20 protein-coding genes are annotated in these 21,115 nt (G+C 33.8%); 4 read left to right on the plus strand and 16 right to left on the minus strand.

Features of this window, described 5'->3' with window-relative positions; all coding sequences use genetic code 11:
* Window positions 1–5 precede the first annotated feature (5 nt).
* From lpxA to AC07UM_RS06650, 4 genes are all read right to left on the minus strand, one after another.
* Complete coding sequence (gene lpxA / locus AC07UM_RS06635; protein WP_494681768.1) at window positions 6–800, minus strand: acyl-ACP--UDP-N-acetylglucosamine O-acyltransferase; 795 nt, start codon at window positions 798–800, stop codon at window positions 6–8.
* Complete coding sequence (locus AC07UM_RS06640; protein ID WP_103231670.1) at window positions 801–2,198, minus strand: bifunctional UDP-3-O-[3-hydroxymyristoyl] N-acetylglucosamine deacetylase/3-hydroxyacyl-ACP dehydratase; 1,398 nt, start codon at window positions 2,196–2,198, stop codon at window positions 801–803.
* Window positions 2,191–3,222, minus strand: a complete 1,032-nt coding sequence (gene lpxD, locus AC07UM_RS06645) for a UDP-3-O-(3-hydroxymyristoyl)glucosamine N-acyltransferase (protein WP_494681769.1) — start codon at window positions 3,220–3,222, stop codon at window positions 2,191–2,193. The genes AC07UM_RS06640 and lpxD overlap by 8 nt, the downstream gene beginning before the upstream one ends.
* Window positions 3,223–3,293: 71 nt before the next feature.
* Window positions 3,294–4,520: an HD domain-containing protein gene (locus AC07UM_RS06650; protein ID WP_494681770.1), complete on the minus strand. Its 1,227-nt coding sequence runs from the start codon at window positions 4,518–4,520 to the stop codon at window positions 3,294–3,296.
* Window positions 4,521–4,839: 319 nt separating this feature from the next.
* Between AC07UM_RS06650 and AC07UM_RS06655 the strand changes: the two genes are divergently transcribed.
* From AC07UM_RS06655 to AC07UM_RS06670, 4 genes are all read left to right on the plus strand, one after another.
* Window positions 4,840–6,402: a S41 family peptidase gene (locus AC07UM_RS06655; protein WP_494681771.1), complete on the plus strand. Its 1,563-nt coding sequence runs from the start codon at window positions 4,840–4,842 to the stop codon at window positions 6,400–6,402.
* A 132-nt stretch (window positions 6,403–6,534) separates the two neighbouring features.
* The gene (porX, locus tag AC07UM_RS06660; protein ID WP_103233780.1) at window positions 6,535–8,079 is read left to right on the plus strand and encodes a T9SS response regulator signal transducer PorX; all 1,545 of its coding nucleotides are present in this window, start codon (window positions 6,535–6,537) and stop codon (window positions 8,077–8,079) included.
* 119 nt (window positions 8,080–8,198) lie between these two features.
* The gene (locus AC07UM_RS06665; RefSeq protein WP_494681772.1) at window positions 8,199–8,576 is read left to right on the plus strand and encodes an MliC family protein; all 378 of its coding nucleotides are present in this window, start codon (window positions 8,199–8,201) and stop codon (window positions 8,574–8,576) included.
* 88 nt (window positions 8,577–8,664) lie between these two features.
* Window positions 8,665–9,429 carry an exodeoxyribonuclease III gene (locus AC07UM_RS06670; protein ID WP_494681773.1) on the plus strand — a complete coding sequence of 255 codons (765 nt, stop codon included), beginning with the start codon at window positions 8,665–8,667 and terminating at the stop codon, window positions 9,427–9,429.
* A 68-nt stretch (window positions 9,430–9,497) separates the two neighbouring features.
* Here AC07UM_RS06670 and AC07UM_RS06675 read toward each other — a convergent pair whose 3' ends face one another.
* From AC07UM_RS06675 to AC07UM_RS06730, 12 genes are all read right to left on the minus strand, one after another.
* Window positions 9,498–9,869 (minus strand): septal ring lytic transglycosylase RlpA family protein, encoded by a 372-nt coding sequence (locus AC07UM_RS06675; RefSeq protein WP_105681225.1) that lies wholly within the window; start codon window positions 9,867–9,869, stop codon window positions 9,498–9,500.
* Window positions 9,870–10,436: 567 nt separating this feature from the next.
* On the minus strand, window positions 10,437–11,153 hold the full coding sequence (locus tag AC07UM_RS06680; protein WP_494681774.1) for a hypothetical protein: 717 nt from the start codon (window positions 11,151–11,153) through the stop codon (window positions 10,437–10,439).
* Between the two features lie 17 nt (window positions 11,154–11,170).
* Window positions 11,171–11,767, minus strand: a complete 597-nt coding sequence (locus tag AC07UM_RS06685) for a phage tail-like protein (RefSeq protein WP_494681775.1) — start codon at window positions 11,765–11,767, stop codon at window positions 11,171–11,173.
* A gap of 396 nt (window positions 11,768–12,163) precedes the next feature.
* A complete protein-coding gene (gene rimO / locus AC07UM_RS06690; protein WP_109738427.1) occupies window positions 12,164–13,465 on the minus strand; it encodes a 30S ribosomal protein S12 methylthiotransferase RimO in 1,302 nt (433 codons plus the stop codon).
* Between the two features lie 96 nt (window positions 13,466–13,561).
* A complete protein-coding gene (rfbC, locus tag AC07UM_RS06695; protein ID WP_494681776.1) occupies window positions 13,562–14,107 on the minus strand; it encodes a dTDP-4-dehydrorhamnose 3,5-epimerase in 546 nt (181 codons plus the stop codon).
* 18 nt (window positions 14,108–14,125) lie between these two features.
* Window positions 14,126–15,097 (minus strand): MraY family glycosyltransferase, encoded by a 972-nt coding sequence (locus AC07UM_RS06700; RefSeq protein WP_494681777.1) that lies wholly within the window; start codon window positions 15,095–15,097, stop codon window positions 14,126–14,128.
* Window positions 15,098–15,108: 11 nt separating this feature from the next.
* Window positions 15,109–15,942: an NAD-dependent epimerase/dehydratase family protein gene (locus AC07UM_RS06705; protein WP_494681778.1), complete on the minus strand. Its 834-nt coding sequence runs from the start codon at window positions 15,940–15,942 to the stop codon at window positions 15,109–15,111.
* Window positions 15,932–16,777: a polysaccharide deacetylase family protein gene (locus AC07UM_RS06710; protein WP_494681779.1), complete on the minus strand. Its 846-nt coding sequence runs from the start codon at window positions 16,775–16,777 to the stop codon at window positions 15,932–15,934. Before AC07UM_RS06710 ends, AC07UM_RS06705 begins: the two co-directional genes overlap by 11 nt.
* The gene (locus AC07UM_RS06715) at window positions 16,774–17,556 is read right to left on the minus strand and encodes a methionyl-tRNA formyltransferase (RefSeq protein ID WP_494681780.1); all 783 of its coding nucleotides are present in this window, start codon (window positions 17,554–17,556) and stop codon (window positions 16,774–16,776) included. Before AC07UM_RS06715 ends, AC07UM_RS06710 begins: the two co-directional genes overlap by 4 nt.
* A 10-nt stretch (window positions 17,557–17,566) precedes the next feature.
* On the minus strand, window positions 17,567–18,811 hold the full coding sequence (locus AC07UM_RS06720) for a glycosyltransferase family 4 protein (RefSeq protein ID WP_494681781.1): 1,245 nt from the start codon (window positions 18,809–18,811) through the stop codon (window positions 17,567–17,569).
* 5 nt (window positions 18,812–18,816) lie between these two features.
* Window positions 18,817–19,950: a non-hydrolyzing UDP-N-acetylglucosamine 2-epimerase gene (gene wecB / locus AC07UM_RS06725; RefSeq protein WP_494682288.1), complete on the minus strand. Its 1,134-nt coding sequence runs from the start codon at window positions 19,948–19,950 to the stop codon at window positions 18,817–18,819.
* Window positions 19,898–21,115: an O-antigen ligase family protein gene (locus tag AC07UM_RS06730; RefSeq protein ID WP_494681782.1), complete on the minus strand. Its 1,218-nt coding sequence runs from the start codon at window positions 21,113–21,115 to the stop codon at window positions 19,898–19,900. The genes wecB and AC07UM_RS06730 overlap by 53 nt, the downstream gene beginning before the upstream one ends.

Here is a 21,115-nt window from a genome sequence, read left to right on the forward strand (position 1 = left end):
ATTGTTTAGTTACTCTCTTTAGTTGTTCCGTATCCTTTTACAATACCTCTTGGTGAGTTTTGAATAAACTGAAGGATCTCATCTCTTTCCGCTGTTGGAAGCATTTCTTTTTCAATGTGGGAAATAGCCTGAGAAACGTTCATTTTCATCTGGAAGATCGCTCTGTAGATTTTCTGGATTTCAAAAATTTTCTCATTGGTAAATCCTCTTCTTCTTAAACCAACAGAGTTGATTCCTGCATAAGACATTGGTTCTCTTGCTACCTTTACATAAGGCGGAATATCTTTTCTTACCAAAGTACCTCCGGAAATCATTACATGTTTTCCGATTTTACCAAATTGGTGTACAGCAGATAATCCTCCCATTACAGTATAGTCTCCGATCTCGACATGTCCTGCAATACCACAACCGTTTACAATGATAACGTGATCTCCTATTACACAGTCATGTGCAATATGTGTAGTAGCCATAATAAGACAGTTGGCACCTATTTTAGTATATCCTAAAGCTTTTGTACCTCTGTTTACGGTAACACATTCCCTGATTGTAGTTTCGTCACCGATAATAACCTGGGTATCTTCACCATCAAATTTCAGATCCTGAGGAATTGCAGAGATTACAGTCCCGGGGAAAATTCTACAATTTTTCCCTATCCTTGCCCCATCCATGATGGTAACATTAGGACCAATCCAGGTTCCTTCTCCGATTTCCACGTCTCCGGCAATTGTAGTAAACGGTTCTACAATTACATTTTTGCTGATTTTCGCACGTTTATCTACGGCTGCTAATTGATGAATCATTTAATCAACTTTATTTTTTGCAACTTGAGCCATAAGCTCTGCTTCTACTGCCACTGCATCTCCTACATATCCATACCCCTGCATATGAACAATCCCTCTTCTGATAGGCTCGATCAATTCGATTTTGAATATAAGCGTATCTCCAGGAATTACTTTTCTTTTGAATTTCACCTTATCAATTTTGATGAAATATGTAGAATAGTTTTCTGGATCTGGAACGCTTGCCAGTACCAAGATACCTCCTGTCTGTGCTAATGCTTCTACCTGAAGAACTCCAGGCATAACAGGTTCTTTAGGGAAGTGTCCAACGAAGAATGGCTCGTTCATTGTCACATTTTTCAGTCCCACTACGTGAGAGTCTGAAAGTTCAAGAATCTTATCGATCAATAAGAACGGAGGTCTGTGAGGCATAAGCTTCATAATTCCGTTGATATCAAATACGGGTTCTTTTGTCAGATCAAAATCTGGAACGTTTTTCTTTTTCTGCAATTTCCACTGACGATTTAATTTTTTCGCAAACTGAGTATTCACATAGTGTCCCGGTTTGTTGGCAATAACCTTACCTTTTATTTTCACTCCTGCCAAAGCAAGGTCACCGATTACATCCAGTAATTTGTGTCTTGCAGCTTCGTTAGGATAATTTAAATTAAGATTGTCAAGAATACCGTTTGGTCTGATCGATACATTGTCTTTCCCAAAGGCTTTCTTTAATTTTTCTGTAGTTTCAGGAGTAAGATCTTTATCTACATATACAATAGCATTGGAAATATCTCCACCTTTGATCAAACCGTGATCTAAAAGCATTTCCAATTCATGCAGGAAGCTGAAAGTTCTTGCTGATGAGATTTCGTCTTTAAATTCTGAAATATTTTTAAGTGTAGCATTCTGAGTACCTAATACTTTAGTCCCAAAATCTACCATTGTCGTTACTTCGTAAGTATCTGAAGGAATGATTGTGATTTCCGAACCAGTAGCCGGATCACTGTATGTAAGAACTTCTTTTACAACAAGATATTCTCTCGCTACGCTCTGTTCTGCAACACCAACACTTTCTATCGCTTCAACAAAGTATTTTGAAGATCCATCCAAAATTGGCGGCTCAGAGGCGTCCATTTCTAAAACTGCGTTATCAATATCACAACCCACAAGGGCTGCTAACAGGTGTTCGCATGTGGTAATCTTTACCCCTAATTTTTCTAATGTAGTGCCTCTTTCTGTTGCTACAACATAATTTACATCTGCTTCTACCTGAGGATGTCCCTCCAAGTCTGTTCTTACAAATACAAAACCTGTATTTTCTTTTGCAGGTTTAATGGTCAATTTTACTTCTTTACCAGTATGAAGGCCAATTCCAGAAAGAGTTACCTCTTGCTGAAGTGTTTTTTGCATATCACTCATTAGTATTATCTTTTGAGTTATTCTCAAGATTATTTATTCTGTTTACTATTCCAGGTAAATTCCTGAAATGAACATAGCTTCTCAAATAGTCATTGTAACTGATTGCTGGTGAACCATACAATGTTTCTTTATCATTAACGCTTGAATTCACACCACTCTGGGCCTGAATTTTCACTTGATTTCCTATTTTGATATGTCCGACAATTCCTACCTGACCTCCAATTTGGTTCCAGTCACCGATTATGGTAGAACCTGCAATTCCCGCCTGTGCAGCAATGACATTGTTCTGACCAATTTTCACATTGTGAGCAATCTGGATCAGGTTATCAATTTTGGTTCCTTTTCCTATAACGGTAGATCCTATTGTAGCTCTGTCTATACTACAGTTTGAGCCAATTTCTACATCGTCCTCAATAATTACATTTCCAAGCTGCGGTATTTTCTTGAAACCTTCGGCTGTTGGCTGAAAACCAAAACCGTCACCTCCAATTACCGTATTAGAATGAATCACACAATTGTCTCCAATGATACAGTAGTCGTAAATTCTGGCACCACTGTCTATTTTACAGTTTTTACCAATTTTCACTCCTTTTCCAATATATACATGTGGATAGATCTGTGAACCCTCCCCGATTTTGGCTTTCTCGGAAACATACGTAAATGCTCCGATATAGGCTTTATCTCCTATCACAGCTGTATCGTGAATGGATGAACCATCTTCAACACCTTCTTTTCTTCCCTGCATTTCCTGATATAAATTCATCAGAACCTGAAAAGAAAGATAAGCATCTTTTACAATGATTAAGGTAGAGTTATAATTATTTTTTTCCAGAAGTTTTTCCGAAACGATGATAACAGAGCATTTTGAGGTATCTAAAAAATGAGAAAATCTATCTTGTGCTATAAAAGAAAGATGTCCTGATTCCCCATTTTCAATTGGTGAAACCCCTGTAATAAGTGCATTCTCGTCACCTATTATTTTTCCGTCAATAAAACTTGCAATTTGCGAAGCTGTAAATTCCATATTCTGCAAAGATAAGAAATTCTATAATTTGCAAACATTTTTTGGTTTCAGATCGTAAATTTTAATATTATTTAAGAGTCTAGCCATGACATATCTCTTGGAAACATAAGGATATAGCGGGTTGTTTTATTTATCATCAACCCTGATAAAAGCTGATCTTCTGACTCATGAAGCCTTGTTCTCTTACCATTTTTATGCAGTAAATAGATTGGCTGCTTTTCTGCGTGATAGGGCAATAATTTTCTTTTTATTTCGTGAACCAGTTCATTCCCATTATCAATTTTGAAAAATTCATTGATATTTTTTACTTTTTCATCAATGACTTCCTGGCTAAATGGATGTGATGAAATAATTGTTTTAGGTAAGTTTCTCTGAATGACACATTGACACCAGTAAGATAAAATAAAATCATCCGAGTTTTGCCATTCTTTCATCGCCTGGATCACATCATTATCATCAAGTTTAGTAAATCTTTCTATATCTTCATCCGTTGCAGCACTCTTTCCGCGGTACAAAAAGTATTTTAAGTTCTCTGTTGCCGGAAGCTCAATTCCCTGAGAAATCAGATATTTTGCTCTTTCCAGGATTTTAACCAAAAGAAATTCTGCTAAAGCCGAAGTTTTATGATAATAAACCTGCCAGTACATAAACATTCTGGCTGTCAGAAAATTTTCAATGGAATAAATTCCTTTTGCATCAATCACCAGCTCACCTTCTTCACAAACATTCATCATGGAAATAATTCTCTGCGTATTAATATTTCCTTCTGACACTCCGGTAAAAAAACTGTCTCTTTTCAGATAATCCAAACGGTCTACATCCAGCTGGGAAGAAATCAATTGATTGAAAAATTTTCTATGATATTTCCCCTGAAACATCTCAATAGCCATAGACAATTGCCCGCCGAACTCCTTATTTAGCTTATTCATCAACAATAAAGAAAGATTTTCATGATGCCAGTCATCCATCAGCATACTTTCCAGCGCATGGGAAAACGGACCATGACCAATATCATGCATCAGAATAGCCAACATCGCTCCTTTCTCCTCTTCCTCAGAAATCTTCACCCCTTTCTGTTTCAACGTTTCCAAAGCAGTAAACATCAGATGCATCGCTCCCAGAGCATGATGAAATCTGGTATGGGTAGCACCGGGAAATATCAGATTCAAAAGCCCGGTCTGACCGATTCTTCTTAACCTTTGAAAGTAAGGATGCTCAATGATGTCAAATAAAATTTCGTGTGGAATTTTGATAAACCCGTGAACAGGATCGTTGATAATTTTTAGCTTATTCTGCATTGAGACGTCAATATTAGTAAACAAAGTTAGGCATTTTAAAATTTAGACTTTTATTAAATTACTATTAAAATATGAGGATTAAGCTCTGATTACGCAAATATTTTTCACAAATAACACCCTTATACTGATGGTTTAAAAATCTCTATGGTGCACTTTTATCTTTAGTTCAGTATTTTCTTGAAAACCTTTTGCATCTGTTGTATTAAAGGATTATCTTTGAGAGAAAACACACCCACTCTTAATGAGAAACTGCTCTCTTTTTCTTTTATTATTTTTAAGTTTAAATTTTTCCGCCCAAATTGTATCTGAGACACAAAAATTGGAATCCTTATGCAGAGTTTGGGGATTTCTGAAATATTATCACCCTCATGTAGCAAAAGGAAGTCTGAATTGGGACGAACAGCTTTTCCAGAAAATTAATGAACTTGAATATATTAATGATAAAAAATCTTTAAATAATCTTTATGCCGACTGGATCAAAAGCCTTGGAGAAGTTCCACCATGTAAAGAGTGCTCAGCAAAAGATAATAAAGTGTATTTTCTTAAAAATTTTGACCTGAGCTGGATGGATAATTCTCTTATTTTCTCCAAAGAACTCTCTCAAAAATTTCATGATATTGAAAATAATCGGAATCTTGGAGATAATCATTATTTGGGGAAATGGGGGAGAAAAATATATTTCATAAATGAGAAATCATATGGTTCAAAATTCACTTCCAAGACCATTAGTCTATTAGAATTATTCAGATACTGGAATTATATAGAGTACTTTTTTCCTTATAAATATGAAACCGATCAGAACTGGAATGACGTTCTTACAGAAATGATCCCTAAGTTTCTTGGGGTAGACAATACCGAAAAGTATCATTTAACATTAGCTGAACTGGTCACCAAAACAGATGACTCGCATGCCTATCTTTCTTCAAAAGAAATTCAGAATAATTTATACGGAAGCCGAAAAATACCCGTAGACTATTCCTACGCTGAAGGAAAACTGGTGGTTACAAAAATCAATGCCACAAGACCCAGAAATAAAAGTCCTTTGCACACAGGAGATGTCATTTATGATATTGAAGGTAAAACGATTCCGCAAATGATCAACAGCTTGGGAAAGTATAGTCCGGCATCCAATTCCTGGGGGAAAGTTAATAAAATAAAGGATAAGCTTCTCTTCAGCAACAGGGATTCTATTTCTGTAAAGATTGAAAGAGAGGGACAAAATCTGGAAATTAAAACCAAAACGTATTTTCTCAAAGACATTATTCATGAGAAAAATAAAACACCCACAAAATGGAAATTCATTGACGAGAAAGAAACAATCGGGTATGTTGACATGGGAATTATAGAAAAGGGAGACCTGGATGAAATGTACAGCAATTTAAAATCTGCAAAATCCATTATCTTTGACCTTAGGAATTATCCCAAACAAATCATTATCCCTTTAAGTTATCTGCTTCTTCCGGAGCCTTCTGTTTATTATCAGTTTATTTTTCCTGACGCTGGCTACCCTGGCAAATTTTACAGCAGAAAAAATGTTACAGGCAGAAAGAATCCTGAATACTATAAAGGAAATGTAATCGTTCTAGTAGATGAGAGTACCCAGAGCCAGGCAGAGACCACAACAATGATGTTGAAACAACATCCGAAAGCTAAAATTATCGGCAGTAATACTTCGGGGGCCAACGGAGATGTCATCATGTTTACAATAGCAGATCTTGACACCCGGTTTACAGGGCTTGGTGCTTATTATCCTGATGGCAGAGAAACGCAAAGGATAGGCATTATTCCTGATATTCTTGTAAAAACCAGTGTGAAAGGGCTTAAAAACGAAAAAGATGAAGTTCTGGAAAGAGCTTTGGAGTATATAAAAAGTACCGATTAAATAAAGCAAAATAGTGAAATATCTAATGGGATTTTCATTTAACTATTATTTAACTTTTAATCTTTCGATTTTGTGAGATTTTAAAAGGAATTGGTCAACATTTTGATAGAATAACCATGTAAAAAATAAATTATGTCAGAAAAGATATTATGGATCGATGATGAAATAGATTTACTTAAACCTCATATCGTATTTTTAGAAAAAAAGGGTTACCAGGTAACTCCTGTAAATAATGTGAATGAGGCTTTGGAACTTATGGATTCAGAGAAATTTGCTTTAACGTTAATTGATGAAAATATGCCCGGTATTTCCGGACTGGAAGCCATTCCTATGATTAAGGAAAAAGATAACTCCTTAAAGATTGTAATGGTTACCAAAAGTGAAGAGGAACACATTATGGAAGAGGCAATTGGTTCACAGATTGCCGATTATATATTAAAACCTGTAAATCCTAACCAGATTTTACTTTCATTAAAGAAAAATCTTCAGGAGGATAATCTGGTTGAACAAAAAACTATTTTACAATACCAGCAGGAATTCAGAAACCTTTCTATGGAACTTTCTTATTTGAGAACGTATCAGGAATGGGCAGAATATTATAAAAAAATCCTTAGCTGGGAGATCAAATTTGATAAGGTAGCAGATAATGAGTTCGCAGATCTTCTGCAGTCTCAGAAAGAAGAAGCTAATATTCAGTTTTCTAAGTTTATCGAGAAGAACTATGCAGACTGGCTTATTGATTCTGACAAGCCTCTTATGAGCCATACCCTTTTCAAGGAAAAAGTAAAACCGGAAGTTGAAAAGGAAAAGGTTCTTTTACTGATGGTAGACAATCTTCGCTATGACCAGTGGAAAGTGATTGAGCCTTTATTTACAAAATACTACAATAAAATATCGGAAGACTATTACTACAGCATCCTTCCTACGGCTACACAATATGCAAGAAATTCTTTCTTTGCGGGACTAATGCCGTCTGAGATTGAGAAACGTTTCCCGGATAAATGGTTTAACGATAATGAAGAAGGAAATAAAAATGAATTCGAGCGTGATTTTCTTGAAGATCAGATGAAGAGAATAGGTCTTGGATCAAAATCTATGAAGTATCTTAAAGTACTGAATGCTGATTTTGAAAGAAAGATCTATGATGATTTCAATCAGCATAAAAACAATGATCTTTTGGTGATTGTCTATAACTTTATCGATATTCTTTCTCACGCGAAAACAGACAACCATATTGTAGACCAACTAATCCGTGATGATAAAACATTCCGTTCCCTTACCTTCAACTGGTTTGAAAACTCTTCACTTTTGAAGATCATCAAAACAGCGGCAGAAAATGGATACAAACTGGTGATTACTACAGACCATGGAACAATCTATGTGAAAAAGCCAAGTAAAGTAGTGGGTGACAGAGAAACATCTACCAATATCAGATATAAAACAGGTAAAAGTTTAACATATGATGACAGTGATGTATGGGCAATTACCAATCCTGAGAAACTGTTCCTTCCAAAAGGAAACTTAAGTTCAAAATATATTTTTGCAAAGAACAATATATTCCTGGCTTATCCTAAGAATTACAATCACTTTGTTAATTACTATAAAGAAACTTACCAGCATGGTGGAATTTCACTCGAAGAGTGTATCATTCCTATCAGTATTTTAGAACCCAAGTAGTTTTTTTCATAGTTTATTTAATTTTGGGTTTAAAGCGGAAAAAATCGAATGATTTTTTCCGCTTTTTTTAAGGCATTCATTTTGCATACTGAAAGACATCCATAAATAAATATCAACTTATGAAAAAACACATTTTTATCACGGCAGCGTTAGCAGCACTATTTTTGACTTCATGTAATAAAGAAAAGAAAGCAACAGATTCTACGCCGGTTTCTGTAGACAGTATTGCATCCAAGCCATCTGATTCAGCAGCAGTTTCCGGTACTCAAGATGAAATTATAAAAAGTACATCAAAAGACAGTAGTGGAAAAACATTGGATATGACGTTCAATAACACTAAAAACACTGCTACAGTAGTTTTTAACAAAGAAACGATTGAATTACAGGGGCAAAAGCCTGCATCTGGAATCTGGTATAAAAATGACCATTATGAGCTTAGAGGTAAAGGGGAAGAAATTGAGTTGACAAAAGACGGTAAAACAGTTTTTAAAAAATAAAATCTCTTAGTAAAAATAAAAAAGTCGGTTTTGAAATTCAAAACCGACTTTTTTATTTCCTTACATTTGAAAAAAATTACATTTGTTTATGAGATTAATCACCTACAATGTCAATGGAATCAGAGCCGCTTTTACGAAAGATTTTTTGGGCTGGCTGAAGAGTGCCGATCCGGATATTATCTGCATTCAGGAGAGTAAGGCTGGAAATGACCAGATAGATATTGAAAGTCTTGAAAAATTAGGATATCACAGTTATTGGCACTCCGCAGTAAGAAAAGGCTACAGCGGGGTCGGAATTGCCTCAAAAATCAAACCCAATCATGTAGAATATGGCTGTGGTATAGAAAGCTACGATAATGAAGGAAGAATCATCCGTGCGGATTTTGACGGGTTTTCTGCTATTTCTGTATATGTTCCTTCTGCATCTAATATTGAGAGGCTTGACTTTAAAATGCAGTTCTGCCATGATTTTCTAGAATATATCAAAAATTTAAAGAAAGAAATTCCTAATCTGATTATATCCGGTGATTTTAATATTTGTCACGAAGCCATCGATATTCACAATCCTGAGGGCTTAAAGAATGTTTCAGGATTTCTTCCTATGGAAAGAGAATGGATGACGGATTTCATGAATGAGTGTGAGCTAATTGACAGCTTTAGATTTTTCAATAATGATCCTGACAATTATACATGGTGGAGTTACAGACAAAATTCAAGGGCCAGAAACAAAGGCTGGAGACTGGATTATAACTTTACCTCTTATAGTTTAAAGGACAAACTTAGCAGAGCTGTTATATTAAAGGAAGCAGTACATTCAGACCACTGCCCTGCTTTATTGGAATTGGATTTATAATAATAAACATACTTATAAACGCAAAAGCCAGCTGAATCAGCTGGCTTTTCATAATTTAAATCATAAGATTAATCGACAATTTCATATTCGACCGGAATTGTACCATGGCTGATATCTCCGATCTCATCGAACGCAGCTTTAGACATGTCTAAAGATCTTGATGAATGGAAAGGCCCTCTGTCATTAATTCTCACTATTACCTCTTTACCATTCTTAAGGTTCGTAACCTTAACATTTGTTCCAAATGGAAGCGTTCTGTTTGCTGCAGTAAACTTTGAGTTATCAAAGATTTCTCCGCTAGCAGTTTTTCTACCGTTAAATTTATCGTGGTAGTACGATGCATAACTTGTTTTTTTCGCATCTAAGGCATTACTCGTAAAAGAATAAACACCTAAGGTTGAAATCATCATTATGATTACGAGAATGAATCTTTTCATCATTTTGAACTTTTATTGGTTTTTGACAGAGCAAAAGTATCAGGAATCTTTATAAAACCCTACTCCATATGTTAAAAACAGTTAACAAAACATTAAATAAATGTTAAACAATCCTGTAAGCTCCTATGAATAGGGGATTTAAGCCAAGGTGTTAAAAAGTGTTAAAAAAACACCCAAAAAGTTAACATAATTAACTAATTCCTATATAATTTAAAATCTACAATTTCAAAACAAGCTGATAATCAATACACTAACAAAAACAACAATGTTAAGAATTGATTAGAAAAAACAATCATAAAGAATAAATATCTTAAAATCAGATTTCAAAAAAATAGTCTGATAGAAGACCCTCAACCTTATAAAGCTCAATTCCTGAACTCATTTTTAACACCCTTTTATTTTGTTAAAATGGATAGACTGAACACTTATTCAACAAATATTTGATTTCAGTCGTTCAAAAAATGAATTAGTAATGATTTATTACCCGATAAAATAAATGAACACAAGTCTCTTAAAAGTAAAAAACCAATGATTTCTCATTGGTTTTTTTATCTGTACTTAGATAAATTATTATTTAGTATATTCTACAACATAGTCATAGTTACCATTAGGATACACTACAGACATACTTGGGGAACCTGTAATAAAGTTTCCATTAGTTTTATCATAAGAATACACACTGTTAGCATAAACATTGTTTGTTCCAGTCTGATAAATAGTAATTCTATATAAGCTTCCTGTAGGAGGAATAATTACGGCATTAGTATAACTAGTAGGAGCTGTTGATCCGTTTACTGCAAAAGATCCTTTAATAGCATAGATCTGAGCGTTATTAATTTGTCTATTTGTAATTGTCTCAGTTGTAAGAATATTTTCTTTTGTACTGCCTCCTAATGGCAACCATCTTCCTGATGCAGAAGAGAATGCAGGTGTTGGGGTAGGATTACTAAAATAGTAAAAGCCAACATCTACAGTTTGGCTACCTATACCAGAACCTGTAGTGGGAGTAGTACCAGCAACAGAGTTATATACGATCATACCATCATAAGCTGTAGGAAATTTCAATGCATTAGTTACTGGTGTAACAAATGTGAATGTAGTTAAGTTTGTTCTTGGAACAGATAAACCTTTTCCTAAGTTATTTGATGCAGGGAAACTTGAAGCATCCAAGTAAACTGACTCTCCGCCTATCGTAGCGTTAATTGTATTATTTGTTTTGATCTGTGCATTAGAAAAAATACCAACAGCTAATAATACCAGAGCAGAAATTTTTTTATTTGTGTTCATTTTAATATTATTTAAAATTATAAACTTGTGCAATACCATGCACCGCTAATGAAAGTGTACTCTAATGCTGAACCTGATACGGCTGGAGAAGTAGTTGTACTCGAGTGAACACCAGTAACACTAAATCCAGCACCACCTGTAGCATCAACAATTCTGAATTTATCTCCAGCCACTGAAGTTGCTACTGCAGGAGCTGCAATAGTTACATTGGTAGTTACGAGCATTGATTCATTCTTGTTAATAGCAGTTGATTGTGCAACGTTAGTATAGGCATTGGTTGTGATAGCACCTCCACCTATAGGTTTCCATTCAGGAACTGAGTTATCAAAATAATAGAATCCAGGACCTGTAATTTTTACTTTTCTTGGACCTGTTCCTGTACCGGAAGTAATGTACACTAACGCACCATTTTGAGCTGTAGCATAGGCAGAAGTTGGCGTAGCATCATCTTTTGCACTAAGCTCTGCAGCTGTCATACGAGGGACTAGTAAGGCGTCAGGTCTTGTATTATCCGTAGTATTTGCTGCTACGTCTAAAGTTGCGGCAGGTGTGGTTGTGTTAATCCCCACTCGCCCCTGTTGAGCCTTAGAAAGGGCCGAAAGGCCAACAAGCATAATTGCTGTTAATAAAAATTTTTTCATAAGTTTTTAAAGATTTTTAATTACATTTTTTTCATCAATATTTACAAAAAGGATATTACATACCAACTTGTGAATATTATCTTTAGCTAACTTCAATAATTTAACTATTTTGATTGAATCTTAACCCAATTTCCAATAATAAACTTATTGATAGCATATGTTAAAAACATTGCTTATTGCGCAAATTTAAGATATAATTTTTGAATTTATATAAATAAAAAAAGAAAATTAAAAAATCTTAATTTTGCAAAATATTAACAATTTGATTATCAATTAAATAAAAATAAACAGCAGAGAAAATTCTATGTTAAAATTTATTAATATATTAATTTTACAAACTCTATATCCAACTGATTAATAAATATTTAGCTATACCAATTCTCCATATAAGTCAAACTCTTCAGCTGAAGTAATTTTGACCTCTGCAAATTCACCTATAGAAATATAAGTATCTTCAGCAGAAACCATCACTGTATTATCCACATCTGGAGAATCATACTCTGTTCTTCCTATAAAATAATTACCTTCTTTACGGTCAAAAATACATCTGAATATTTTACCTATTTTTTCCTGGTTCTTTTCCCATGAAATCTGAGACTGCAGCTCCATGATTTCCTCCACTCTTGCTTCTTTTACTTCTTGAGGAATATCATCCTCTAATACATGGGCAGTTGTATTTTCTTCATGAGAATAAGTAAAGCAGCCTAATCTGTCAAACTTCTGCTCTCTCACCCAGTCTTTAAGTTCCTGGAATCTTTCTTGTGTTTCACCAGGATACCCTACGATAAGTGTTGTTCTGATGGCCATATCAGGAACTTTCTCTCTGAATTTCCCTAAAAGAGCATCAGTTTTTTCATGCGTAGTTCCTCTCTTCATCGATTTCAATAAATCTGAATTGATATGCTGAAGAGGAATATCTATATAATTACAAACTTTAGGTTCTTCACGGATAATATCGAGAACATCTTCCGGGAATCCACTTGGGAAAGCATAATGAAGACGAATCCACTCTACTCCTTCTACTTTTACGAGTTCTTTTAAAAGATCTCCCAAAGCTCTTTTTTTATACAGATCCAAACCATAATAGGTAAGATCCTGAGCAATAAGAATTAATTCTTTTGTTCCTTTTTTGGCCAGTTTCTGAGCTTCCAAAACGAGTTTTTCGATAGGAGTTGAAATATGCCCCCCTCTCATCAATGGGATCGCACAGAAAGAACATGGTCTGTCGCAGCCTTCCGAGATTTTAAGGTAAGCATAATGTTTTGGAGTTGTTGTCAATCTTTCTCCTACCAGCTCATGTTTGTAATCTGCTCCAAGATGTTTTAACAGCATTGGAAGATCTCTTGTTCCAAAATACTGATCTACATCCGGAATTTCTTTTATCAAATCTGGCTTATATCTTTCTGATAGACATCCTGTAACGAATACTTTTTCAACCTCACCTCTGTTTTTGGCTTCTACATAATCAAGAATGGTGTTGATAGATTCTTCTTTAGCATTATCTATAAATCCGCAGGTATTGATGACCACAATGTCGCCACGGTCTTCGTGAACCACTTCTTTGCCGTTGGCTTTCAGCTGGCTCATTAATACTTCAGAATCATATACATTCTTGGAACATCCAAGAGTGACTACATTGATTTTCTTCTTCCCTACAGATTTTGTACGCATCGTTTTGATTTTGAGTGTGCAAAGATACGAAATATTGAAGAGTTAAGAATTAAAAAATGAAAACCACTTTAAAAAAGTGGTTTTCAAGGGTATACTTTAAAAGTTTTTTTCTTTAAATCCGGGTGCATTCTGATCCTTTTCCGAAAGCACAGTGTCTTTTTCATCAATCTTCCAGTCAATATTCAGATCTGCATCATTGAATTTTACGCTGCCTTCCGATTCTTTGTTATAAAAGTTGTCACATTTATAAGAAAATACGGCATGGGTACTTAGCACTGAAAACCCGTGCCCAAAGCCTCTCGGTACATAAAGCTGTAATCTATTCTCAGCAGTAAGCTCCACTCCGAACCATTTTCCGAATGTAGGAGAATCTTCTCTAAGATCTACCGCTACATCCCATACACTTCCTTCAAGACAGGAAACCAATTTTGCCTGAGCATGTTCTCCTTTTTGCAGATGCAGTCCTCTCAAAACACCATAAGCAGATTTGGAAATATTATCCTGTACAAAGTGACCATTCATTCCTGTCAATTCTTCGAATTTTTTTTCGTTGAACTTTTCAAAAAAATAGCCTCTGTCATCTTCAAAAACAGTGGGCTCTATGATATAGCAATCTTTAAGCGGGGTTTCTTTAATTTTCATGATTTATTTCTAAAAAATTTAGAGATTATATTGTTTTTTAATGCTCCATTTTAAAATTAGGTATAATCCACCTATCGGTAAGAATATGATAAGAATATTCATCCAAACCAGTAATGCTGATTTGATTAAAAGAATATTTATACCCAATTGAAAAAGAGCATATACAAAACTAATCAACAAGTGAGAAACTTTTTTTTCATTGGCAAAAAGCTGATATAAATGCCTTCTGTGTGCCTCAAAAATATTTTCTTTAAGTAATAATCTTTCTGTGATTGTTAAAACAACTTCCATCCCATAAATAGATAAAAGGAGAATGTATTTGTAATCCTGAGTTCTCATGGCCAATAAAGTAATAAGACCTATTACCCAAAAACCTATTCCCATACTTCCAACATCACCAGCAAAGCATTTTGCTCTTTTTCTAAAATTAAAAAATAAGAATACAATACATGCCAGAACCGGATAGTATATAAAATTATCATCCGTAAATTGGACAACTTCTTTATTGATATAAACCAGGGTGCACAACGTAACCAAACTGTATAACCCTGTCATACCATTGATCCCATCCATAAAATTATAGGCATTCAGCGTTCCTATAATCATGATAAAAAGAACAGGCCATATCCAGAAAGGCATCAAATCGAACGCACCTGTAAAATATAAAAGTAAAATAACAGCAATAAGATGTACAGAAAGTCTTATTTTATTGGACAACGTTTTAATATCATCTATAAAGCTGATGGTGCATATTGCAAGAAGGCCTAATCCAAAAGACCAGTAATGATGTATCGCTTGATTAAAATTAAACAGACAAAAGAGGATAAAAGCAATTGGAAAAATAATACCTCCCCCTCTTAAAGTAACCTGTGTATGGGCACTTCTATGGTTAGGTTTATCTATAATATTATATTTATCGGCAATTTTGAAATAGATCAACTCAGCCAGAAACAGCAATACAATTATCTCTAAATAAATAAAATCACTCATCAAAAATCAAATTAATTGGTATATCGGACTGAATAAAATAACTTCGTTAACATGTCTCTGATCACATTAGATTTCGAAACAGGAATTAAACTTAATACAAAAAATAATGGTTTAACAAGATTTCTGTTTATAATTATCTTAGGCTTTTCAATATTAAAAAAAGACAATAAATTTTCCTGTGTATGATCTTGTAGATCTTTTACAATTGTTATCGAATCATAGTTTAAACCCATTGAATTAATTACTGTTTTAACAACCTGATCAACATGACATAGAGAATAAACTCTTTCCTGTTTGGTAAGGAAAGGAACCTTCAATCCAGGTAGAAACACTCTTTTTCCCAAATCCTTCAAATCATTTTCAGTGTACACAGGAGCAAGTCTTAAAACATGCAATGACTTTGTTTTTTTTTCTTTTAAGAGTTTCTCACATGTCAGTTTACTTTCACCATATTCTGTAACAGGAATGGGCTGATCATTTACGGAAATTACCTCTTTATCGTTTTTAAAACTATATACAGAAACAGAGCTTAGAAAAATGACATTTGTATTTTGGGTATCCAGCGCATTAAAAATATTATTTGTCATGAGAATATTAGCATCTCCTACTCCCATCGTACTCCCTTTTTTCTTACCATGAGCTATTGCTGCTGCATGGATAATAAAATCGAAATTTTTATCTTTAAAAAAGTCTTTACAATCTTTTTCGTTCAAAAGGTCCAGAGCAACATATCCATTTGCATCCGTTGAAGCAACAGCAGTAACTTCATACTCTGATACCAAGGTTTTGTACAGTTGAGAACCTATAAAGCCACTCGCCCCTGTTAAAAGAAGTTTAGCCTTCATTTTTAATTATTTGATTAAATGTAACAAACTCATAATTATTCTCTTTTAACAGTTTAATAAGTTTGTGCATTTTATTTTCAACACTTTTTCTTCCCTGATTAAATCTGATTTTTGTTTTGAAGTCTGTATTTTCAGGAACTGTGATATTATAGTTTCTGGAAAACTCAAACGGATGAATATAAAAGAAATAATGCTGGTTCTTTTTTAAATATTTTTTTAAAAGCATTTTGGTCAGGGTCCATGGAAAAATCCTTAAATACCCCCCACCTGAAACCGGTAAATTTTTTCCGAACACTTCAACAGTCGAAGCTTCGAATTCATAGAATGAACCTTGTTTGTATATGGTAGGATTAAATTCTTCAAAATCATCAAGATTAATCCTTCCATACAGATCATGGGCATCAAATTTTATTTTACTGGAATCAAAGGTAAAGCCAAGCTCTCTTAAAATCTCCAGACGGTCTCTGTCTAAACTAAAGCATGGCGCTCTATAACCATCCACTTCAAGACCTGTAAACTTTTTAAATGAATTCATTCCCTCCACGGTATCTTTTCTGAATTCATCCAGGCTCAGTTGAAGAGGTCTCTTATGGGCATAGGAATGAAGACAGATCTCATGGCCTTTCTCTTTAATAAGCTTAATCTTATCTTGTAAAACTTCTACAAGTTCACCTACAATAAAAAAAGTAGTTTTAATACCATATTGGTCTAAAATATCCAGATAAATATCTAACCCATCTAAAGTAGATTGGCTTTGATCACAGTCCTCTTTTGTAAAATAGTCCAGATGGAACCAATCTTCCACATCCATACTAAGTACAGCATATTTTTTCATATCAATTTTCCTCCGTTTTTTGTAAAATCCTGAAATTGTTCAACTGTAGGCCATGTAAAGTAGCTCCCTTTTTCAGCAAAATTCTCTTTAATTTTAACAGTAGAATTTTGAATATCCCTGATTGTTTCACACATCAGATTTCCGCCGATCTCTTTACTTTTTAAAATTAGCGAAAACATGGTTTCATTTTCAGAAATTGCAATTTCTTTTTGATTTAAAATCGCACCATTGTCAATTTTTGAATCCATATAGTGCACGGTAGCTCCTGTGGTTTTTTCTTTTTTATACAATGTCCAGAAACTAGGCATTACCCCAGCATAATGAGGTAAATGGGAGCAATGTAAATTGATACAACCATGCTTGGGTATCTTTAATAAGGCTTCTTTAAAAACTACAGGTGCTGAATAAGATACAATAAGGTCTGGCTGCAAAGCTCTAACTTCTTCTAAAAAATCCGCAGAATTTGGATTCTTGATTCTGTCAAATGGAATATTATATCTCTCTGAAACTGCTTTTAAACTTTTAGGTTTAATCGCAAGTTTATAAGAGGTAACGGTATCTATGGTATTCAGAACCTTGGCTGTAACTACTTTCAGTCCCATTTTGATGGTTTGCAGTAGTCCGAAACCTTTTATAAAGTAAGATTTCTTATTGACCAAACTGTAATTGGAATCAATATCTATTACTTTTAAAAGTTCTACATTTTCCAAGCGCAGAATCTTTTCAATATTTTTAGGAACAACAAAAGAGTCTTCCTGAGTTATAATAATTATTTTCATCTACGTATGATTAATGGTTTATTAAATTACCTATGTGTTTGTAATACTTTTCAGTGACCTTTTCTTTGGTATAGTCTTTCTGTACCATTTCAAAGCCTTTCTCTCCCATGTGCTTCAATCTGTCTTTATTATTTAAAGCTTCTGATAAAACAGTGAATAATTCTTCATTGACATTATTGGATGAGTTCTCTATTAAAAATGCAGCATCAGTATTTTCTAACAGATCATAAAGAGGGGTATTCTTATTACTGATCACCAATAAAGGCTTCTTGCAGGCCATAATTGTATACACTTTAGAAGGCAGGCCATCTTTCTCCAGTTTTTTATTCATAAAGATAAAATGCAGATCCGCATAGTTTATAACATGCGGAATACTTTCCCTTGCCTGATAATCAATAAGGCTGATGTTATTCAACTGATGGGTTTCAATTTCACTTTTCAGCCAGGATCTGCATGCTCCATCTCCGATAACAAAGTAAGTGATAGGCATTCCTTTGGTTCTTTTTGCAACTTCTATCAAAGGATCCCAATCCTGCGCAAAACCTATATTACCGGCATACATTACTTTCAGATTTTCACTGGCAGGAAACAATTGTGTATTTACTACCGGATGATCTATTGGGTGATAAAGTTCTGTATCTACAAAATTGGCAATAATCTCAATCTTTTCCGGGTTCTCCATTCTGGGGACCAGGGTATTTTTAAAATTCTGATCTATTGTTATTAAAGAATCCGAGTTTTTATAAACAAACTTTTCCAGCTTTTTAAGAATCTTTAAAACAAACTGGGATTTCATTTTACCTTGATTCACAAAAAAATCCGGGTAGATTTCCTGAACGTTATAAATAAATTTTGCTTTTTTAAGTTTTGCTAAAGCAATAGATACCAATGCAATTGTAAGGGGCGGCGAAGGACTGATAATAACGTCCACATTCTTTATTTTCATGCCCAGAAAAAACGATAATACATGCCAATAAATCATAATAAATCCACGCAAAAGAACACTTTCATATTTCTTTTGTGGTACATGATATACTTTAATTCCTTTGTAATCACTGGTATAATAAAGCCCTAAAAATCTCTTCTGAAATTTTGTTTTATTCAGATCAACTTTATTATAATGTGGCATTGTTGAAAGTACTTCAACCTCAAATCCGTTCTTTTTTAAATTATAGGCAATGTCATTATAAAGATAGGCAGTTGAGACCGCATCAGGAGCAAAAACTATACTGTGTATTAATACTTTTTTAGCCATTATATTTATTTTCTCCAGACTACTCGGTTTACATAATCAGTATAGCTTAGGATGATTCTCACCATTTTCTCAGAAACATTGGGCATAGAATAATCTGCTACTGGTCTATAGTTTCTTTCTTTACCTACTTTCTGCTGCTGAAGCTGAACAAGCCCTTGCAAAATTCTCTCAGGTGACAACCCTACCATCATTACTGAAGTTTCTTCCATTGCTTCTGGTCTTTCATGAGCTTCTCTTATATTAAGTGCTCTGAAATTAAGGATTGAGGATTCTTCTGAAATTGTTCCCGAATCCGATAATACAGCATAACTTCTCATTTGAAGTGCATTGTAATCATGAAAACCCAATGGTTTTAAAAACTGGATTTCCGGTCTCATCGACATCTGCTTCTTATCAATCATATTTCTTGTTCTAGGGTGAGTAGAAACAATAATCGGATATTCAAATTTTTCTGCAATTGCATTAAGGCTTTCCATTAGCCCTGTAAAATTCTTTTCAGAATTAATATTTTCTTCTCTGTGGGAAGAAACTACAAAATATTTACCTTCTTCTAAGTTTAGTCTCTTTAAAACATCTGAACTTTCTATCTGAGGTAGGTAATGATTCAAAACCTCAAACATTGGAGATCCGGTTTTGATGATTCTATCTGCAGGCAAACCTTCTTTCAATAAATATTCACGGGCAATATCCGAATAGGTTAGATTGACATCCGAAGTATGATCTACTATCTTACGGTTGGTTTCTTCCGGTACTCTCTGATCAAAGCATCTGTTACCCGCTTCCATATGGAAGATTGGAATTTGTCTTTTTTTAGCAGGAATTGCACAAAGACAAGAATTGGTATCTCCTAAAACAAGGAAAGCTTCAGGCTGTAATTCTTCTAAAAGCGGATCTATCTTGATTAGGATATTACCTACCGTTTCTGTAGCTGATTTTCCAGCTGCTTCCAGAAAATAATCCGGTTTTCTTAGTCCAAGATCTTCAAAGAAAATCTGATTAAGTTCATAATCATAGTTCTGTCCTGTATGGACAATAATATGTTCTACAGCTTCCGATGCATCCAAAGCTGATAATACTCTTGATAATCTAATGATCTCCGGCCGTGTACCCACGACTGTCATTACTTTTAATTTCTTCATCATTACAAAATAAAATTATAGATATAAATACTGCTGAAAAAGTCCAAAACTCCAAATTTGCAAATATATTATATGAAGTTAAAACAAGAACAAAGTATTGAATAAAAAACAAAATAAATGGTAAATAGTATATATTATTTGTGATATATTTTATTCTAAATTTCCATACATCTTTAAAATACAGAAAAAATAAAATGATACCAATAACTCCCATACTCATCAATACCTCCATGAAAATATTATGTGGATATAAACCATCTTCAAATAAAATACGTCCTCCGAAAGCAATGTTATTTTTAAAAACACCCCAACCTTTTGTTAAATAATAAGCTCTTCCATATGCATTACCTTCAAAAATAGCATCATACATTCTGGTAATAAATTCAAAGTCAGCCACAGACGATTGTTTTAAAATATAGATGCTCACAATGAAAAGAAGAACAAAGGAGAGTAATGCAATCCAATATTTTAGTTTATTTGCATATATTAATAATATAAATAGAATAATAAATGCAGTCAACATAGGGCTCCTTGCAGAAGCGCTAAAAACCGTAAAGATTCCTATAAGTATTCCTAATATCGGTTTCAATCTCTTTTGAGGTAGCTGAAAATAATAAAACGTAGATATGATCAATAAAGATAATCCATAATGTCCTGTGGTGATATAATATCCTGCAAATATTCCGCTTGATTTTTCAAAAGCCTGATATATAAATATTGTATATAGACAGCTTATTCCCAATATGATCAATAAAAAATTAAAGATCAGGGCGTTTAGTTTCACAGTGATTTCTTTTGAAAAATTAATGCTCAAAACAGCTATATAAGGAATTAGATTCAGACAAATAATTCTTATATAAATCTTTTCTTCGTTATTTAATACTTTTTGCTGATAACTATCATTTTTAAAGCTATAAATAGTTTTTACTAAATAAAAAAGCCAAAAAAGAATAGTAAAAATAACTGATAGTTTTCTTTTTTTTATATTTTCAAAGTTTACAAATATAATATAACAACTTATCAGAAATAAAATAACACGAAAAGGAACTGCAAAATATTCATTTGGAGTATCTAACTGACGTGAAAATGAATAGAAGAAGATATACCCAAAAGTCAGGAAAAAAATAAAAAAAAATTCAATATTACCTTTCTTTGTTATCTCCAT

The sequence above is a fragment of the Chryseobacterium sp. GW821-FHT04C04 genome (assembly GCF_059420365.1).

Bases quoted from the DNA above. Each gene is read 5' to 3' on its own strand.
- lpxA (WP_494681768.1), bottom strand. From the start codon at position 800: ATGATTCATCAATTAGCAGCCGTAGATAAACGTGCGAAAATCAGCAAA.
- AC07UM_RS06640 (WP_103231670.1), bottom strand. From the start codon at position 2,198: ATGAGTGATATGCAAAAAACACTTCAGCAAGAGGTAACTCTTTCTGGA.
- lpxD (WP_494681769.1), bottom strand. From the start codon at position 3,222: ATGGAATTTACAGCTTCGCAAATTGCAAGTTTTATTGACGGAAAAATA.
- AC07UM_RS06650 (WP_494681770.1), bottom strand. From the start codon at position 4,520: ATGCAGAATAAGCTAAAAATTATCAACGATCCTGTTCACGGGTTTATC.
- porX (WP_103233780.1), top strand. From the start codon at position 6,535: ATGTCAGAAAAGATATTATGGATCGATGATGAAATAGATTTACTTAAA.
- AC07UM_RS06665 (WP_494681772.1), top strand. From the start codon at position 8,199: ATGAAAAAACACATTTTTATCACGGCAGCGTTAGCAGCACTATTTTTG.
- AC07UM_RS06670 (WP_494681773.1), top strand. From the start codon at position 8,665: ATGAGATTAATCACCTACAATGTCAATGGAATCAGAGCCGCTTTTACG.
- AC07UM_RS06675 (WP_105681225.1), bottom strand. From the start codon at position 9,869: ATGATGAAAAGATTCATTCTCGTAATCATAATGATGATTTCAACCTTA.
- AC07UM_RS06680 (WP_494681774.1), bottom strand. From the start codon at position 11,153: ATGAACACAAATAAAAAAATTTCTGCTCTGGTATTATTAGCTGTTGGT.
- AC07UM_RS06685 (WP_494681775.1), bottom strand. From the start codon at position 11,767: ATGCTTGTTGGCCTTTCGGCCCTTTCTAAGGCTCAACAGGGGCGAGTG.
- rimO (WP_109738427.1), bottom strand. From the start codon at position 13,465: ATGCGTACAAAATCTGTAGGGAAGAAGAAAATCAATGTAGTCACTCTT.
- rfbC (WP_494681776.1), bottom strand. From the start codon at position 14,107: ATGAAAATTAAAGAAACCCCGCTTAAAGATTGCTATATCATAGAGCCC.
- AC07UM_RS06700 (WP_494681777.1), bottom strand. From the start codon at position 15,097: ATGAGTGATTTTATTTATTTAGAGATAATTGTATTGCTGTTTCTGGCT.
- AC07UM_RS06705 (WP_494681778.1), bottom strand. From the start codon at position 15,942: ATGAAGGCTAAACTTCTTTTAACAGGGGCGAGTGGCTTTATAGGTTCT.
- AC07UM_RS06710 (WP_494681779.1), bottom strand. From the start codon at position 16,777: ATGAAAAAATATGCTGTACTTAGTATGGATGTGGAAGATTGGTTCCAT.
- AC07UM_RS06715 (WP_494681780.1), bottom strand. From the start codon at position 17,556: ATGAAAATAATTATTATAACTCAGGAAGACTCTTTTGTTGTTCCTAAA.
- AC07UM_RS06720 (WP_494681781.1), bottom strand. From the start codon at position 18,811: ATGGCTAAAAAAGTATTAATACACAGTATAGTTTTTGCTCCTGATGCG.
- wecB (WP_494682288.1), bottom strand. From the start codon at position 19,950: ATGAAGAAATTAAAAGTAATGACAGTCGTGGGTACACGGCCGGAGATC.
- AC07UM_RS06730 (WP_494681782.1), bottom strand. From the start codon at position 21,115: ATGGAGATAACAAAGAAAGGTAATATTGAATTTTTTTTTATTTTTTTC.